The 15,516-nt window shown below is 71.9% G+C and carries 18 protein-coding genes; 8 read left to right on the top strand and 10 right to left on the bottom strand.

The window, feature by feature from the left end:
* Positions 1-264: 264 nt before the first annotated feature.
* A complete protein-coding gene (locus AC3ETA_RS37635) occupies positions 265-1,188 on the bottom strand; it encodes a helix-turn-helix domain-containing protein (protein WP_432197384.1) in 924 nt (307 codons plus the stop codon).
* Between the two features lie 63 nt (positions 1,189-1,251).
* Here AC3ETA_RS37635 and AC3ETA_RS37640 point away from each other — a divergent pair, with 63 nt between their 5' ends.
* A complete protein-coding gene (locus tag AC3ETA_RS37640; RefSeq protein ID WP_432197385.1) occupies positions 1,252-2,073 on the top strand; it encodes a phytanoyl-CoA dioxygenase family protein in 822 nt (273 codons plus the stop codon).
* Between the two features lie 4 nt (positions 2,074-2,077).
* On the opposite strand, the gene AC3ETA_RS37645 is transcribed toward AC3ETA_RS37640, so the two are convergent.
* The 3 genes from AC3ETA_RS37645 to AC3ETA_RS37655 form a co-directional block, all read right to left on the bottom strand.
* Entirely contained in the window at positions 2,078-3,046 is a 969-nt protein-coding gene (locus AC3ETA_RS37645) for an aldo/keto reductase (RefSeq protein ID WP_432197386.1), read from the bottom strand.
* A gap of 97 nt (positions 3,047-3,143) precedes the next feature.
* A complete protein-coding gene (locus AC3ETA_RS37650; protein ID WP_432197387.1) occupies positions 3,144-3,692 on the bottom strand; it encodes a flavoprotein in 549 nt (182 codons plus the stop codon).
* A gap of 22 nt (positions 3,693-3,714) precedes the next feature.
* Positions 3,715-4,173, bottom strand: coding sequence for a DUF1348 family protein (locus AC3ETA_RS37655; protein WP_432197388.1), 459 nt, complete (start codon positions 4,171-4,173; stop codon positions 3,715-3,717).
* 107 nt (positions 4,174-4,280) lie between these two features.
* Here AC3ETA_RS37655 and AC3ETA_RS37660 point away from each other — a divergent pair, with 107 nt between their 5' ends.
* Positions 4,281-4,835: a TetR/AcrR family transcriptional regulator gene (locus tag AC3ETA_RS37660; RefSeq protein ID WP_432197389.1), complete on the top strand. Its 555-nt coding sequence runs from the start codon at positions 4,281-4,283 to the stop codon at positions 4,833-4,835.
* A gap of 104 nt (positions 4,836-4,939) precedes the next feature.
* Here the strand turns inward: AC3ETA_RS37660 and AC3ETA_RS37665 are convergent, their stop codons facing one another.
* Complete coding sequence (locus tag AC3ETA_RS37665; protein ID WP_030957382.1) at positions 4,940-5,140, bottom strand: ferredoxin; 201 nt, start codon at positions 5,138-5,140, stop codon at positions 4,940-4,942.
* Between the two features lie 42 nt (positions 5,141-5,182).
* On the bottom strand, positions 5,183-6,391 hold the full coding sequence (locus tag AC3ETA_RS37670; RefSeq protein WP_432197390.1) for a cytochrome P450: 1,209 nt from the start codon (positions 6,389-6,391) through the stop codon (positions 5,183-5,185).
* 318 nt (positions 6,392-6,709) lie between these two features.
* Here AC3ETA_RS37670 and AC3ETA_RS37675 point away from each other — a divergent pair, with 318 nt between their 5' ends.
* Together AC3ETA_RS37675 and AC3ETA_RS37680 are read left to right on the top strand one after the other, a co-directional pair.
* Positions 6,710-7,333: a LysE family transporter gene (locus tag AC3ETA_RS37675; protein WP_432197402.1), complete on the top strand. Its 624-nt coding sequence runs from the start codon at positions 6,710-6,712 to the stop codon at positions 7,331-7,333.
* Between the two features lie 81 nt (positions 7,334-7,414).
* Positions 7,415-7,864 carry a nitroreductase family deazaflavin-dependent oxidoreductase gene (locus AC3ETA_RS37680; protein ID WP_432197391.1) on the top strand — a complete coding sequence of 150 codons (450 nt, stop codon included), beginning with the start codon at positions 7,415-7,417 and terminating at the stop codon, positions 7,862-7,864.
* Positions 7,865-7,930: 66 nt separating this feature from the next.
* Here the strand turns inward: AC3ETA_RS37680 and AC3ETA_RS37685 are convergent, their stop codons facing one another.
* Positions 7,931-8,905, bottom strand: a complete 975-nt coding sequence (locus AC3ETA_RS37685; RefSeq protein ID WP_432197392.1) for a cation diffusion facilitator family transporter — start codon at positions 8,903-8,905, stop codon at positions 7,931-7,933.
* A gap of 123 nt (positions 8,906-9,028) precedes the next feature.
* Here AC3ETA_RS37685 and AC3ETA_RS37690 point away from each other — a divergent pair, with 123 nt between their 5' ends.
* Entirely contained in the window at positions 9,029-10,042 is a 1,014-nt protein-coding gene (locus AC3ETA_RS37690; RefSeq protein ID WP_432197393.1) for a glutathione S-transferase family protein, read from the top strand.
* A gap of 24 nt (positions 10,043-10,066) precedes the next feature.
* On the top strand, positions 10,067-10,381 hold the full coding sequence (locus tag AC3ETA_RS37695; RefSeq protein WP_432197394.1) for a DUF4235 domain-containing protein: 315 nt from the start codon (positions 10,067-10,069) through the stop codon (positions 10,379-10,381).
* 38 nt (positions 10,382-10,419) lie between these two features.
* Here the strand turns inward: AC3ETA_RS37695 and AC3ETA_RS37700 are convergent, their stop codons facing one another.
* From AC3ETA_RS37700 to AC3ETA_RS37710, 3 genes are all read right to left on the bottom strand, one after another.
* Complete coding sequence (locus AC3ETA_RS37700; RefSeq protein WP_432197395.1) at positions 10,420-10,812, bottom strand: VOC family protein; 393 nt, start codon at positions 10,810-10,812, stop codon at positions 10,420-10,422.
* A gap of 79 nt (positions 10,813-10,891) precedes the next feature.
* Positions 10,892-11,356: a pyridoxamine 5'-phosphate oxidase family protein gene (locus tag AC3ETA_RS37705; protein WP_432197396.1), complete on the bottom strand. Its 465-nt coding sequence runs from the start codon at positions 11,354-11,356 to the stop codon at positions 10,892-10,894.
* A gap of 15 nt (positions 11,357-11,371) precedes the next feature.
* Complete coding sequence (locus AC3ETA_RS37710) at positions 11,372-12,130, bottom strand: TetR/AcrR family transcriptional regulator (protein WP_432197397.1); 759 nt, start codon at positions 12,128-12,130, stop codon at positions 11,372-11,374.
* Between the two features lie 126 nt (positions 12,131-12,256).
* Between AC3ETA_RS37710 and AC3ETA_RS37715 the strand changes: the two genes are divergently transcribed.
* Both AC3ETA_RS37715 and AC3ETA_RS37720 read left to right on the top strand, forming a co-directional pair.
* Entirely contained in the window at positions 12,257-13,765 is a 1,509-nt protein-coding gene (locus AC3ETA_RS37715) for an APC family permease (protein WP_432197398.1), read from the top strand.
* A gap of 21 nt (positions 13,766-13,786) precedes the next feature.
* Positions 13,787-15,421, top strand: coding sequence for an amidohydrolase (locus AC3ETA_RS37720; RefSeq protein WP_432197399.1), 1,635 nt, complete (start codon positions 13,787-13,789; stop codon positions 15,419-15,421).
* Positions 15,422-15,516 lie beyond the last annotated feature (95 nt).

The raw sequence follows: 15,516 nt of genomic DNA on the forward strand, positions 1-15,516 counted from the left end.
GGGGCTTAAGGGAGCGAGGCACACCTTTGCACAGGTCAGGGGCAGAGAACAAGCGGCTCCGGTTTTTGCGCATTGCGTGCGCGCCGATCGCTATTTGACGACTGGTCAATAGTGCGCCTCGATCATTACGAAATACCGCCGCAGCAATTGGAAACGGTATTCACTCATCACGCCTCGAACCCCGGCACAAACCATTGGACAGCCGCGTTTCCGCTTTCACGCCTGGTCATGCGGGCCCGCCCGCCTTCACCAGACCTTCACAAGTCACCCGCCAACCATTGGCCCGCCCGACCGGTACGCCCCCGGCGGCCTTCCGTACCGTTCCCGGAACACCCGGTTGAAGTGATAGGGGCTGGCGAATCCGGAAGCGGCGGCGACGCGGTCCACGGAGAGTCCGGTGGTCTCCAGCAGGCGGGCGGCGTGCCGCAGTCGTGCCTCGCGCAGCGCGCGCATCGGCGACCGGCCGACCTGCCCGGTGAAGAGGTGGGCGAACCGCGAGGGCGAGAGCGTCACGTGTTCCGCGAGCGAGCGGACGGTGTGCGGGGCGGCCGGGTCGGCGTCGATCAGCGCCTGCGCCCGGCGCACTCGGGCGTCGACTCCGGGGTGGACCGGCGCGGTCCGCGCGGTGCCGGCGGTGAGCAGGACGACCTCCTCCAGTGAGCACAGGGCGAGTTCGCGGGCCGCGCTGCCATGGGCCACGGCGACCGGCTCCTCCCCCGGCGCCGGGGCGGGCGGCGCGTCCGTGCCGGTCCAGCGGGCGTCCGCGAGCATCCGGCAGAACGCGGCTTCCACACGGCCGTGCACGGCGTCCGGCGTCGGCGTGACGACGTACAGCCCCGCACCGATGTCGTACGGGCGCAGCCACGACCGCCAGGTGGGGCGGGCCTGGCAGTGCGCCCACCAGAACTCCCAGTGGGGAGCGCCCTGTTCGACCCCATAGCCGTGCGGTACCCCCGGCGCGAGCACCACGAGGTCCCCCGCCCCGGCCCGCGCCTCGGTGCCGCCGTGCCGCAGCCGCCCCCGGCCGCCGGTGGTCCAGGTGAACAGCCAGCTGTCCGCGCCGCGCGGCCTCTCGACCCGGTACCCCGGCGGCTGGTCGTAGTGCCCGACCACGACCAGGCCGGGCGACGGGGCGGGGTCACCGGGCTCTGCAGCAGTGTCGGGCAATCCGTCAGCGCCCACGGTCATCCTCCTGGAACGTGCCTCGGCCTAGCGTGACAGGCACAGGACACCCGTTGGAGGAGTGGACGCATGACAGCCACGGACATCGGCGCCGCCGGCGCTCCCATCCTGCCCGAGGCCGGGCTCCACCAGTTCCGGCAGGAGGGCTTCACCGTCGTACGCGGGCTGTTCGGCGACGACGAGATCGACCGGTTGTGCGGGCGGTTCGCGGCGCTGCACGCGGCCGGGCCGGTGGCCGGGCACTTCGAGCCCCGGCCACGGGAGAACGATCCGCTGCGGGTGTATCCGCGAGTGATGCAGCCGCACGAGATCGACGAGCTGTCGCTACGGGTGCTGCTCGATCTCCGGCTGCGCGGCGTACTGGAGGCACTGCTCGGGGAGGAGGTGCTCGCGGCGCAGAGCATGTTCTACTTCAAACCGCCGGGCGCCCGGGGTCAGGCCCTGCACCAGGACAACTTCTATCTGCGGGTCGAGCCGGGCACGTGCGTGGCGGCGTGGATCGCCTGCGATGTGATCGACCGGGACAACGGCGGCCTGGAGGTCGTCCCCGGCACGCACGCGATGGACCTGTTCTGCCCGGAGGTGGCGGACGTCGAGGTGTCCTTCGCGCGGGAGTACGTCGCACCGCCTCCCGGGCTGGAGGCGGTGCCCGTCGACATGCGGCCGGGGGACGTGCTGTTCTTCAACGGCAGCCTGGTGCACGGGTCGCAGCCCAACCGTACGACGGACCGCTTCCGCCGCTCGTTCATCGGTCACTACGTGGGTCGTTCGGCCGAGCGGATCGGGGAGTACTACCGGACGGTGTCGATGAGCGGTGACCGGGTGCCGTTGGCCGAGAGCGAGGGGGCGGGGCCGTGCGGCACCGAATTCGCGCCGACCGGGCCCCACTAGTGTTTCAGTGGCCGATCACCGGATGCGGAGCGTAGGACCGCTCAAGCTCCTCCAACTCCTTCTCGCTCAGCTGCAGTTCGACGGCCGCCGCCGCGTCGTCGATGTGCTGCGGCCGGCCGGCCCCGATGATCGGGGCAGTCACCGTGTCCTGGTGCAGCAGCCAGGCCAGGGCGACCTGGGCGCGCGGCACACCGCGTTCGTTCGCGACACGGGTGACGGCCTCGACGACCACCCGGTCGCTGTCGGCGTACAGGCGGCTGCCGAAGTTGTCATTGGCGCTGCGGTCGGTGACCGTGCCCCAGTCCCGGGTGAGCCGGCCGCGGGCCAGCGGGCTCCACGGCAGGACGCCGACACCCTGGTCCGCGCAGAGCGGCAGCATCTCACGCTCCTCCTCGCGGTAGAGGAGGTTGTAGTAGTTCTGCATCGAGACGAACTTGGTCCAGCCGTGCCGCTCGGCGGTGTACTGCATCTTGGAGAACTGCCAGGCGTACATCGAACTCGCCCCGATGTAGCGGACCTTGCCGGCCTTCACCAGGTCGTGCAGCGCCTCCATCGTCTCCTCGACCGGGGTGTGCGGGTCGAAGCGGTGGATCTGGTACAGGTCGACGTGGTCGGTGCCGAGGCGGGCGAGGCTGTGGTCGATCTGCGTCATGACGGCCTTGCGGGAGAGCCCGGCGCCGTTGGGGCCCGGCCGCATCCGGCCGTTGACCTTGGTCGCCAGCACGATCTCGTCCCGGCTGGCGAAGTCGCGCAGCGCCTTGCCGACGATCTCCTCGCTGGTGCCGTCGGAGTAGACGTTGGCGGTGTCGAAGAAGTTGACCCCGGCTTCCAGCGCCTGGCGGATCAGCGGCCGCGACGCCTCCTCGTCGAGGGTCCACTCGTGCGTGCCGCGGTCGGGGAGCCCGTAGGTCATGCAACCCAGACAGATCCGCGAGACGTCCAGGCCCGTCGAACCGAGCTTCACGTACTGCATCGTTGCTGCTCCTGCCTTCGGGGTGGGGTACCAGGGGAGCGTACGTCGCGGTGCGCGCTCGGGGCCGGTTCGCTGCCCGGGGCCACGCGGGTTCTCGTCAGCCGGCGTCCGCGCCGCCGCGCTCCAGCAGGTCCAGCGCCCGTTCCCAGCCGAACTCCGGTCGCCTGCCGTCCTCCCCGGCCTCGCCGGTGTACGGGTCCCCGAAGCGCACGCCCATTCCGCGCAGCCGTATCAGGCTGTCGCCGTAGGCGGGGTGGGCGGCGAGGGCGTCGGCGATGCAGGGCAGGACGGCGATCGGGACGCCGAGGCCGTGCGCCTCGCACAGGGTGCCCAGGGCGAGCGTGTCGGAGATGCCGGCGGCCCACTTGTTGATCGTGTTGAAGGTGGCCGGGGCGACGACGACGGCGTCCGGCGGCGGGAAGGGTCGCGGCTCGGCCGGGGTGCGCCATGCCGAGCGGATCGGGCGGCCGGTCAGGGCCTCGACGGCGGCGGTGTCGAAGAAGCCGTTCATGGCGACCGGGGTCGCGATGACCCCGGTCTCCCAGTCCCGCTCCTGCGCGGCGCTGATCAGCTTGCTGACGTCCGCGGCGATCCCGGCGGCGCAGACGACGACGTAGAGGAAGGGTTTCCGGGCCTGTTCGGTCACCCGGGAACCCTACTCAACCGGCCTACCGCACCGGGAAGGTGAGCCCGCGGTCGTTCTCCGGCCGGGGACCGAGGATGCGGCGCTCCCTCTCCTCGATCGGCACGTCGTCGATGCTCGCCTCGCGGCGGGTCATCAGGCCGTGCTCGTCGAACTCCCACAGCTCGTTGCCGTACGAGCGCCACCACTGGCCGTCGGTGTCCCGGCACTCGTACTGGAAGCGGACTGCGATGCGGTTGCCGTCGAAGGCCCACAGGTCCTTGCGCAGCGCGTACTGCTGCTCGCGCGCCCACTTCGCGGTGAGGAGCTCGACGATCTCGGCGCGGCCGGTGACGAAGGTGTCGCGGTTGCGCCACACCGAGTCCTGCGCGTAGGCGAGCGAGACCTTGTGCGGGTCGCGGGTGTTCCAGGCGTCCTCGGCGGCCTGCACCTTCTGCGCGGCGGTCGCGTGGGTGAACGGGGGCAGGGGCGGGCGGTCGGTCATGTCTTCCTCCGGGCCGTATCAGCGGTGAGCGCGCGGGAGAACGTACGTTCTCCAGCTGGCTGCTACCGTAGGAGAACGCACGTTCTCACGTCAAGGAGAGGCCGCACATGGACAGCGCAACCGCCCGGGAGCAGGCACTGGACGCAGCGGAGGGGCTGTTCTACGGGCGCGGCATCCAGTCCGTCGGCATGGACGACATCCGGGGCGCGTCCGGGGTCTCGCTCAAGCGCCTCTATCAGCTCTTCCCGGCGAAGGAGCAGCTGGTCGAGGCGTATCTGGAGCGGCGCGACGTGCGCTGGCGCGGCGGGCTCGCCGCCCGCACGGAGCAGGAGCCGGACCCCGAGCGGCGGATCCTCGCCGTCTTCGACTGGCTGGAGGAGTGGTTCGCCGAGGAGGACTTCCGCGGCTGCGCCTGGATCAACTCCTACGGCGAGCTCGGCGCGCGCTCGGAGCGGGTGGCGCACCAGGTCCGGGCGCACAAGCGGGCGTTCCGGGACCACCTCGCCTCGCTGGTGGCCGACGCCGGACTGCCCGGCGCGCTGACCGGGCCGCTGTATCTGCTGGCCGAGGGCGCGATGGTCACGGCCGGGATAACGGGTGACACGCGACCGGCGGGCGAGGCGCGGGAGGCGGCGCGGACTCTGCTGACGGCGGCGCGCTGACCGGCCGGCCGCGCATCCCCGGGCGAGCCCGCGGCATCCGCCGGCGGGCGGGCCCGGGTGCGGACCCGCCCACGGGTGCGGGCGTTCGACGGGGTCGCCCGGCGTCAGCTCCCCTCTGCGGACACGGTGATGGCGCTGACCGGGCAGGCCCGGGCCGCCTCCCGCACCATGGGGTCGCCGCCGCCGTCCTCCCGGCCGGGGAGCAGGGCGCTGAAGCCGTCGTCGTCCTGGGTGAACACGGACGGGGCGGCCAGGGCGCACTGACCGGCGCCTACGCAGACGTCATGATCGATGTCGATGTGGATATGGCCTGATTCGTGCGTTTCGTTGTCCATGACCGGAGCCTCTTACCAGCTCACGGGGAGTTCCAGCATCCCCTGGATCGTGTCGCCGGGTTTGAAGGGGATTTCCTCCGCAGGGACGGCAAGCCGCAGGGTGGGCAGGCGCTCGAACAGGGTGTGCAGGGCGATCTCCATCTCGGCGCGGGCCAGGTTCTGGCCGAGGCACTGGTGGATGCCGAACCCGAAGGCGACGTGATGGCGGGTGGGGCGGTGCCAGTCCAGGGCGTCGGGGTCGGGGTAGACGGACTCGTCGCGGTTGATGACCGAGGTCGAGAAGACCACTCCCTCGCCCGCCCGGATCGTGCCGCCCTCGGTGCCGATGTCCTCGACGGCGACGCGCAGCAACCCGTCGGCGATCGACAGCATCCGCATGAGCTCCTCGACCGAGGCGGGCAACAGCCCGGGGTCGGCGCGCAGCTCGGCCAGCTGTTCGGGGTGCTGGAGAAGCGCGAAGGTACCCAGCGAGATCATGTTGGCGGTCGTCTCGTGGCCGGCGACCAGCAGGATGGTCGCGAAGGCGACGACCTCCTCGCGATCGAGGTCGCCGTCGCGCAGCTGCCGGTGGACGAGCTCGTCGAGAACGCCGTCGCCGGGCTCCGGCTCCTTCTGCTTGCGGTCGATCAGCTCGTTGAAGTACGCCTCGAGCCGGTCGCGTGCGTCCATCGTGTCGGCGGCCCTCGGACCGCGCAGCAGGCGTCGCGACTGCCCCTCGAAGAAGTCGTGGTCGGCGTAGGGCACGCCCAGCAGGGCGCAGATGACCATCGAGGGCACGGGCAGCGCGAAGGCCGTCACCAGGTCGGCGGTCGGCCCCTGGGCGATCATCGCGTCGAGCCGCTCGTCCACGATCCGCTGGATCTGCGGGCGCAGCTCGGCGGCGCGGCGCAGGGTGAAACTGGGGACCATCATCCGGCGCTGGACCCGGTGTTCGGGGTCGTCGACGCCCAGCAGCGCGGACTTGCGGTCGCGCACGGCCGCGAACCGCTCGGTGGGCGCCGGGAATTCGGGCCGGGAGCGGTCCGAGGACAGCCGCGGGTCGGCGAGCAGGGTGCGGGCGAGGGCGTGTCCGGTGACCAGCCAGGCCGGACGGCCGTCGTAGAGGGTGATGCGGGCCAGGGGGCGAGTGTCGCGCAGGGGGTCGTAGGCCGCGGGCGGGTGGTAGGGGCAGGTGCGGTTCTGTGGGAAGGCGACGGTGGGGGGTTCCGTCATGTCCGTCATCGAAGACCTCGCAGACGAAGAGTGCGTCGTGCCGATCTTTATTAGATGCCTGGGGCATCTAGCTGACGACGCCAAGTTCGGCCAGATCACGCGCGCGGGCAATCTGGCCGGGGATCGTCGCACAGAGCTTCGGTCCGGCCGGCGTCGGACCGGTGCCGCGCGGCCCTCCCGCGAAATTCGCTTGTGGGCGGGCCCCGGCCACCCCCAGAATCCGGCCATGCCTGCGATCCTCGCCTCCCTGCCGCTGACCGCCGCCCCTCGTCCGGTGCGGTCCCAGCAGCAGCCCGGCCGACCGTGGAGGCCCTCGCTTCCCACGTCGTGACCGCCGCGCTCGTCGCGGGGCTGCTCGCGGGCTACGGCATCGCCGTCCCGGTCGGAGCGGTCGCGACCTATCTCGTCTCCCTCACCGCCCGTACGTCCCTGCGGACCGGGGTCTGCTCCGCGCTCGGCGTCGCCACCGCCGACGGGCTCTACGCACTCGTGGCCGCTCTCGGCGGTTCCGCGCTGGCCGCGGCACTGCGTCCGGTGCTGGTGCCGCTGCGCTGGGCCTCCGCCCTGGTGCTGGTGTTCCTCGCGGTACGGGGCGCGGTCACCGCCGTACGCCACTACCGCAACCACCGGCCCGCCACCCGCTCCACGCCTCCTCCCCCGAGCCCGGCGCGCGCCTGTCTGGCGCTGCTCGGCATCACGCTGCTCAACCCGACCACCGTGATCTACTTCGCGGCCCTGGTCCTCGGCACTCGCGCCACGGATGCCGTCTCCCCTCTGGAGCAGGGCGTGTTCGTCCTGGCCGCTTTCGCCGCTTCGGCGAGCTGGCAGCTGCTGCTCGCCGGGGGCGGGGCACTGCTGGGACGGCTGCTGACGGGGCTTCGGGGACGGCTGGTGACAGCGCTGGTGTCGAGCGGCGTGATCCTGCTGCTGGCCGTGAGAATGCTGCTGTAGGACCGGCAGGATGAATCACGCACCGGCCGGTGTTGAAGAACGGTGTCAGTCAGCACAGGACACGACGATGGGACCGATGACATGCCTCTTGAGGGCGAGTACGAGCCCAGCCCGACCGATTGGGTCCGCAAGCAGGTGGAGTTGTACGAGAGCTCCGGCGGGACCCAGGGCACGACCCTCATGAACACGGGGATGCCCGTGATCCTGCTCACGACCCGCGGCGCAAAGAGCGGCAAGATCCGCAAGACGCCCCTGATGCGCGTCGAGCACGGGGGCAGCTACGCCGCCGTCGCCTCGCTGGGCGGGGCGCCCAAGCACCCGGTCTGGTACCACAACGTCAAGGCCGACCCCCATGTGGAGCTCAGGGACGGCACTGAGCTGCGCGACATGAGGGCCCGCGAGGTCACCGGGGCGGAGAAGGCCGAGTGGTGGGAGCGGGCCGTCGCGGCGTATCCGCCGTACGCGGAGTACCAGGAGAAGACGGACCGGGTGATCCCGCTGTTCGTCCTGGAGCCCGTCGACGAGGGCTGATCGGGGGCTCCGCGGATATTTTCTCCGGCGGAACGCATGAACCCGCCCCGGTCGGGCACACGTGCGTCAGGCCCCGCCGCGCTCCCCCGTCGCGGCGGGGCTTCCGTATGCCTCCCGGGCGGAGCGCTCGGTCACGTCGAGGAAGACCTGGTCGGCCTCGTCCACCGCGTCACCGACGGCCCGCTTGATGCGGACGGCGACCTCCTCGACCTGTTCGCTGTCGAGTCCGGGCACCAGATCGACGCGGGCCGCCACGAGACACGTGTCCAGGCCCGTCTTCATGGTGAACAGGGCCTCCACGCTGTCGATCTCCGGCTGCGCCGCCAGCAGCGCACGGATCCTGGCGTCGGCCTCGGGGTCGGCGGCCTCCCCGATCAGCTGGTCGCGGGCGTCGCGGCCGAGTCGATAGGCCACGTACACGAGCAGCGCGCCGATCGCGAGCGAGGCGGACGCCTCCCACACCACCTGCCCGGTGATCATGTGCAGCGCCATGCCCGCGAAGGCGAGCGTCACACCGAACACCGCCGTGGCGTCCTCGGCGACGACCGTGCGCAGGGCCGGGTCGCGCATACCGCCGGCGAGGCCGCCCTGCCGGCGCACCTGGTGCAGGGCCCGTACCAGCGACAGTCCCTCGGCGACGAAGGCGACCCCCAGCACGATCATGCCTGCCACATAGCCGCTGAACTTCTCCTCGCCCCCGCCGCCGCGCAGCGCCTCGACGCCCTGGAAGAACGAGAAGCAGCCGCCCATGACGAAGATTCCGACGGCCGCGAGCAGCGACCAGAAGAAGCGCTCCTTGCCGTAGCCGAAGGGGTGGCGGGCGTCGGCGGGTCGGCGGCTGCGGCGCAGCGCGGCCAGCAGGAAGACCTCGTTGAGGGTGTCCGCCACGGAGTGCGCCGCCTCCGAGAGCAGTGCGGGTGAGTGGGCGAAGATCCCGCCGACGGCCTTGGCGACGGCGATGACGAGATTGGCGGTGAGCGCCACCAGCACGGTGACCCGGGTCCTGCGGTCCGTGTTCGGCGCCTCGTTGTCCCTGCTCATCTATCGCCGAATCCCCAGATCGATCTGCCTCACACCGTGCCGTCGACGGAAATCGGGGGACTCGGTGGGACCGGGGAACCCGGGGTACTGCGGCAGGGACGCAGGGCAGAGAGGAGCGCCGGTATGAGCGGCGGGGGCAACACCGCGTACGGGAGGAAACGGTTCCAGCGGTCGAGGGCCCACTTCACGGACCGGATCACGGCGGACGGGCGGGACGGCTGGCCGGTGGAGGCGGGCCGCTACCGTCTGGTGGTCAGCCGTGCCTGTCCATGGGCGAGCCGTTCCCTGGTGTCGCGACGGCTGCTGGGGCTGGAGGACTCCCTCTCCCTGGCGATCGCCGACCCGATCCAGGACGACCGCAGCTGGCGCTTCACACTGGACCCCGGCGACCGCGACCCGGTCCTCGGCATCCGCTTCCTCAGCGAGGCGTACGACCTGCGGGAGACCGGCTACCCCGGCGGCGTCAGCGTCCCCGCGATCGTGGACGTGCCCAGCGGCCGGCTCGTCACCAACGACTACCAGCGGATCACCCTCGACCTCGCCACCGAGTGGACGGCACTGCACCGCGACGGCGCGCCGGACCTGTACCCGAAGGCGCTGCGGGGCGAGATCGACGCCGTGATGGCGGACGTCTACGAGGATGTCAACAACGGTGTGTACCGGGCGGGCTTCGCCACCGGCCAGGCACAGTACGAGGAGGCGTACGCCCGGCTCTTCCGGCGGCTGGAGCTGCTCGCGGAGCGGCTGGCCGGGCAGCGCTATCTGGTCGGTGACACCATCACCGAGGCGGACATCCGGCTGTTCACCACGCTGGTCCGCTTCGACGCCGTCTATCACGGCCACTTCAAGTGCAACCGCTGGAAGCTGACGGAGAATCGGGTCCTGTGGGCGTACGTCCGCGATCTCCACCAGACGCCGGGATTCGGTGACACCGTCGACTTCGATCACATCAAACGGCACTACTACCAGGTTCACAGCGGCATCAACCCGACCGGAATCGTGCCCGCCGGGCCCGGCCTGGCGGGCTGGGCGGCACCGCACCACCGCGAGGAGCTGGGCGGCAGGCCGTTCGGCGACGGGACGCCGCCCGGGCCGGTGCCCGAGGGCGAGCGGGTCCCGGCGAGCGGACGACCCTGATCGACGAAGGAGGCGCAGGCGCGCATGGCGAAGAAGAACAGCAAGCAGAAGAAACTGAAGCTCCCGCTGGCCTACAAGCCGCTGGGATTCGCCCTGGGCTGGGCGAGCGGGGCGCTGGCGGGACTCGCCTTCCGCAAGACCTGGATGGCGATCCGGAAGGAGGAGGACGCCCCCGACGCGCTGGACCGGGAGCGCGGCTGGGGCGAGATCCTGCTCGCGGCCGCGGTCCAGGGCGCTCTCTTCGCGGTGGCCCGGAGCCTGGCGGACCGCACGGGAGCCAAGGCGATCGAACGCAGGACGGGCGTGTGGCCGGTCGCCGACCAGGGCGGCCGGGACTGAGAATCCGCCCGCCCGGGGGCACCGGGCGGGCGGAACGCTCAGCCCTGCTTCGGCGCCATCGCATGCACGCGGCGCAGGGTGAAGGAGTGGCCGGCCGGATCGGCGCAGCCGCGTTCCTCGTACGGGCCCGTCGGCTCCTTCGTCTCCACGGGGCGGCCACCGAGGCCCACGATCCGGCGCTCGGCCTCGTCCAGGTCCTCCACCACGAAGTCCAGATGGGCCTGGAGGGAGTTCTCGGGGCGCGGCCAGCTCGGCGGGGTCGCGTTCATGTCGCGACGGAACGCGAGGCGGGTCCCGTCGGCGCCCCTGATCTCGACACGGTTGGCGGTCGCCTCCGTCTGCTCACCTTCGAGGAGTTCCGTGTAAAAGACGGCGAGCTTCTCGGGCTCGGCGCAGTCGAGCACCACGAAGCCCGCTTTCACCACTGGCATGGTTCCTCCGCAGGAGTCCTGGCCGCGGGACGTCCTGCCCCGCCACCCTGTCCCCGACGGGTGTCCAGGTCAGCGCGTTTCAGTCCGTCACCAGCCACTTCCCGTCCCGCATCAGCTCGCGCCCGTCCAGCTCGTTCGCCTCGCGCCAGGCCTGGATCCGGGTCGGCCGGACGCGGAAGTACCGGTAGGGCGTGCTCAGCCGGCGCGGGTCGAAGCCGGTCTTCGCCGCGAAGCGGTCGCCCTCGCCCTCGGCCAGCTCGTCCTGCGTGACCGTCTCGACGGTGCCCTCGATCATGACGACGTCGCGGGTCGGACCGATGCCGAGGCGCGTTCTGCCGGTCGCGCTGAGGTTGCGGCCCGTGGGGCTGGTCGCGGGCGTCGCCAGCAGCAGGGTCGAGCCGTCCCAGAGGAAGGAGAGCGGCACGAGGAACGGCACTCCCCCACCCGCGTCGGCGGTGGCGACCCACACGTCCTCGTCGTTCTCCAATCGGTGCAGGGTGTCCTGCCTGCGCTGCTCGGCGGGGCGTGCGGGCGACGGGGCCATCGGCGGGCTCTCTCCTCAGGACGCGGCTGTGACGGACGGGTCCAGTGTGGCCGCCGGGTCCCCGGACCGGGACCGGATTTCCGTGAGCCGGCTCGCCGCGGCGCTGAGCAGCAGGTCCAGGGCCGCCGGATAGGAGCTGCGGGCCATGTCGGCCACCAGATGCCGGGCGGTGGCCGCGATGTGCGGGTGGGTGTCGGCGGGCAGCCGTGCGTAGGTGGCCCGCCAGACGGCGGCCTCCGCGTCCCGCGCGGCCTTCGGCATCGCGACGCTCGCCGAGTCGAGGGCGCCGTGCGCGAGGGCCTGGTCGACGAAGACGTGGTAGATGCGCACCGCGTCGGGATCGGGGAAACCGGCGCGGCGCAGCACGCCCAGGATGGTCTCGACGGCCTGGATCTCGTACGCCCGCCCGGTCACCCGGTACGAGCTGAGCACCGCCGCCCGGGGGTGCGCCAGGGCCCCCGCGTGCATGCGCAGGCCCAGGTCCCGCAGGTCGGCGCGCCAGTCCCCGGTGGGTCGCCAGGTGCGCAGGGTACGGCCGATGAGTTCGTCGGCGATGGCGAGCATCAGGTCGTCCGTGGTCCGGAAGTACCGGTACAGCGAGCTGGGGTCGGCGCCGAGGGCCCGGCCCAGGCGGCGCACCGACAGGGCGTCGGCGCCGTGCTCCTCGATGAGCCGCAGGGCGGTCTCGACGATCAGGTCCTGAGACAGGACCACGCCCTGCTTGGTGGGGCGCCTGCGCCGGCGGGCGGCGGGCGGGACGACGCGCTCGCTCATGGTCTGCCTCCCTCGGTCCGGTGCCCCGCACCTTACGACAACACCGTTGACCTGTTAAGCCCCCGTTCAGTTTCATGTCCGCTCATCGGGGCCGACCGGGCCCCTGATGCGAGCGGAGATCCGGCCATGTCCGATCAGCAGTCCCCCAGCGTCGTCGACCCTCCGGCGCGGCCCGAGCTGCGCAAGTCCCTCGGTGTCCTGGACGGCATCGCCATCGCCGCGTCCAGCACCGCCGCGACCACCAGCATCGGCATCGGCCTCGGGGTCACCGCCGGCGTGGTCGGACTGCATCTGCCGGCGATCATGCTGCTGGCGTTCCTGCCGGTCCTCGGCATCGCGGGCGCCTACTCCCGGCTGAACAAGGTCGAGCCCAACGCGGGCAACGGCTATGTGTGGGTGGGCCGTTCGCTCACCCCGTGGCTGGGCTTCATGGTCGGCTGGGTGAACATCGTGGCCGTGGTGGCGTTCCTCGCGTACACCACCGCGGTCACCGGCTCGGCCCTGCTGCAACTGGCGGGCGACGCCGGCCTGCACCGGGTGGGCGGCCTCGCGCTGGACCCCGGTTCGACCGCGCAGACCACGGCCGTCGGCATCGTCGTCCTGGTGGCGGTCACGCTGACCGCCGTGACCGGCATCCGCACCGCCGCGCGGCTCCAGGCCGGACTGCTGGTCTTCGAGTACGTCGTCCTGCTCGGCTTCTGCGGCTACGGCATCGTCACCGGCCCGCACGACTTCAGCCTCGGCTGGTTCGACCCGTTCGAGATCCCGTCGGCGACCGCGCTGGCGCAGGGGCTGCTGCTGTCGGTGTTCTGTTACTGGGGCTTCGAGTCGGCGTTCACCGTCAACGAGGAGGTGCGCGACCCGCGCGACGCGTCCCGGGCCGGCACCATCACCCTGTTCACCATGCTCGGGCTGTTCCTGCTCGGCTCCGTCGCCTTCCAACGTGTCCTGTCCGAGGAGGAGTTGGTCGGCCACGGACCCGAGGGTCTCGCCTTCTTCGGTGAGCGGCTGGCCTCCCAGCCGTGGGCGGCGCTCCCCCTGATCGCGCTGATGTTCTCGGCCGTCGCCTCGCTCCAGGCCGGGGTGATCCCCACGGCCCGCGGGATGTTCGCGATGAGCCGCGACCGTACGCTCGGGCCGGTGTGGTCCAAGGTCAGCCCGCGGTACGGGACTCCGGCCGCCGGCACGATGCTGATCGGCGCGCTGGCCGTGGCGGTCGCGGTGCTCGCACTGGTCATCCCGCGGCTCGCCGACATGATCATGGCAACGGTGAACGCGGTGGGCATCGTGGTCGCCCTGTCGTACGCCCTCACCGCCCTCGCGGCCGCCGTCCGCTTCCGTGCCCTGCTGCGCGAGGATCTCCGGCAGGGGGTGCGCGCGGTGGTCCTGCCCACGCTGAGCGCGCTCGCGCTGCTCGGTCTCGGCGGCTATCTCGGCTGGTCGTTCTACACCTCCGCCGACCACTTCGAAGTCAGCGCGGACAACGGATGGTTCCTGCTCGTCACCCCCCTGGTGATGATCGCGTCCGGCTTCGTGGCCGCCGCGTGGGCCAGGTGGGTGCGCAGGTCGCCGTACTTCCGCACCGGCCGGGGCACCGACGCCGACGCGCCCCAGCTGCTCGTCACCTCCCGATAACCCCCGACCAGGAAACGGAACATGTACGCAGATCTCCTCTTCACCGGCGGCCCCGTCCTCACCCCCGGGGGCCGCACCGCGACCGCCGTGGCCGTCACCGGCGACCGCATCACGGCCGTAGGGCGCGAGGAGGTGCACGATCTCGCCGGACCGCGGACCGAGGTGGTGGACCTCGCCGGGCGGCTGCTGCTGCCCGGGTTCCAGGACGCGCACGTGCATCCGGTGCCGGCCGGGCTGGAGCTCACCCAGTGCGATCTGACGGGCACGAGGACGGCGGACGAGACCCTCGCGGCGGTGCGGGCCTACGCCGGCGCGCATCCCGAGCGGGAGTGGATCACCGGCGGCGGCTGGTCGATGGAGGCCTTCGAGGGCGGTACGCCGACGAAGGAGCTGCTGGACTCGGTGGTGCCGGACCGGCCGGTGTATCTGCCGAACCGGGACCATCACGGGGCCTGGGTCAACAGCCGTGCCCTCACGCTCGCCGGGATCACCCGGGACACGCCCGACCCGGCCGACGGGCGGATCGAACGGGACGCCTCCGGCGAGCCGAGCGGGACGCTCCAGGAGGGCGCGATGCAGTTGGTGGGCCGGCTGACGCCGCCCGCCACGGGGGCCGACCGGGTGGCGGCCCTGCTGCACGCCCAGCGGCATCTGCACGCGCTCGGCGTCACCGCCTGGCAGGACGCGCTGGTCGGGGACTTCCTCGGGATGGACAACCCGGCGCAGGCGTATCTGGCGGCCGCGCGGGACGGCTCGCTCACCGCGCGGGTGGTCGGCGCGCTGTGGTGGGACCGGGAGCGCGGCTCGGAGCAGATCTCCGAACTGGCCGAGCGACGGGAGGCGTTGAGTCACGGACGGTTCCGCGCGACCAGCGTCAAGCTGATGCTGGACGGCGTCGCCGAGACCGGCACCGCCGCGCTGGTGGACCCCTACCTCGACAAGTGCGGCTGCGCCACCGCCAACCGGGGCACCAGCTTCATCGATCCGGAGCAACTGCCCAAGTTCGTCACCGAGTTGGACGCACTCGGCTTCCAGTGCCACTTCCATGCCCTGGGCGACCGGGCCGTACGCGACGCGCTGGACGCGATCGAGGCCGCGCGCGCCGCCAACGGGCCCAGCGACACACGGCCTCATCTGGCCCATCTCCAGGTGGTCCAGCCCGCCGACGTGCCGCGTTTCGCGCGGCTCGGGGCGATCGCGAACATCCAGCCGCTGTGGGCCGCGCACGAGCCGCAGATGGACGAGCTGACGATTCCCTTCCTCGGTCCCGAACGGGCCGCGTGGCAGTACCCGTTCGGCGCCCTGCTGCGCTCGGGCGCCCGGCTCGCGGCGGGCAGCGACTGGCCGGTGAGCAGCCCCGATCCGCTGCACGGCGTCCATGTGGCGGTCAACCGCGTGACGCCGGACGCCGCCGGCGCGCCGGTGTTCCTGCCCGGCGAGCGGATCGGGCTCGCCGAGGCGCTCGCCGCGTACACGGCGGGCTCGGCGTACGTGAACCACCTCGACGACACCGGTGAGGTGCGGGTGGGAGCGCTGGCCGATCTCGTCGTCCTGGACCGCGACCCGTTCGACGGGCCGGCGGAGGCGATCGCGCAGACCCGGGTGGCGCGGACCTATGTGGGAGGTGCACAGGTGTACGCGGCTGAGGGAGCCTGAGCCGCGTACCGCGCCGCTGGGGCCTGGTGCAAACGTGACGTCGTCGCCCGGAGGGCGGCCGCGCGGCGTTCGGTGCGTCCTCTCGGCGTGCCGCC

The organism is Streptomyces sp. bgisy027, assembly GCF_057710365.1.

Coding starts and splice junctions, on each gene's coding strand:
- AC3ETA_RS37635 (WP_432197384.1), bottom strand. CDS start 1,188: ATGACCGTGGGCGCTGACGGATTGCCCGACACTGCTGCAGAGCCCGGT.
- AC3ETA_RS37640 (WP_432197385.1), top strand. CDS start 1,252: ATGACAGCCACGGACATCGGCGCCGCCGGCGCTCCCATCCTGCCCGAG.
- AC3ETA_RS37645 (WP_432197386.1), bottom strand. CDS start 3,046: ATGCAGTACGTGAAGCTCGGTTCGACGGGCCTGGACGTCTCGCGGATC.
- AC3ETA_RS37655 (WP_432197388.1), bottom strand. CDS start 4,173: ATGACCGACCGCCCGCCCCTGCCCCCGTTCACCCACGCGACCGCCGCG.
- AC3ETA_RS37660 (WP_432197389.1), top strand. CDS start 4,281: ATGGACAGCGCAACCGCCCGGGAGCAGGCACTGGACGCAGCGGAGGGG.
- AC3ETA_RS37670 (WP_432197390.1), bottom strand. CDS start 6,391: ATGACGGACATGACGGAACCCCCCACCGTCGCCTTCCCACAGAACCGC.
- AC3ETA_RS37680 (WP_432197391.1), top strand. CDS start 7,415: ATGCCTCTTGAGGGCGAGTACGAGCCCAGCCCGACCGATTGGGTCCGC.
- AC3ETA_RS37685 (WP_432197392.1), bottom strand. CDS start 8,905: ATGAGCAGGGACAACGAGGCGCCGAACACGGACCGCAGGACCCGGGTC.
- AC3ETA_RS37690 (WP_432197393.1), top strand. CDS start 9,029: ATGAGCGGCGGGGGCAACACCGCGTACGGGAGGAAACGGTTCCAGCGG.
- AC3ETA_RS37695 (WP_432197394.1), top strand. CDS start 10,067: ATGGCGAAGAAGAACAGCAAGCAGAAGAAACTGAAGCTCCCGCTGGCC.
- AC3ETA_RS37700 (WP_432197395.1), bottom strand. CDS start 10,812: ATGCCAGTGGTGAAAGCGGGCTTCGTGGTGCTCGACTGCGCCGAGCCC.
- AC3ETA_RS37705 (WP_432197396.1), bottom strand. CDS start 11,356: ATGGCCCCGTCGCCCGCACGCCCCGCCGAGCAGCGCAGGCAGGACACC.
- AC3ETA_RS37710 (WP_432197397.1), bottom strand. CDS start 12,130: ATGAGCGAGCGCGTCGTCCCGCCCGCCGCCCGCCGGCGCAGGCGCCCC.
- AC3ETA_RS37715 (WP_432197398.1), top strand. CDS start 12,257: ATGTCCGATCAGCAGTCCCCCAGCGTCGTCGACCCTCCGGCGCGGCCC.
- AC3ETA_RS37720 (WP_432197399.1), top strand. CDS start 13,787: ATGTACGCAGATCTCCTCTTCACCGGCGGCCCCGTCCTCACCCCCGGG.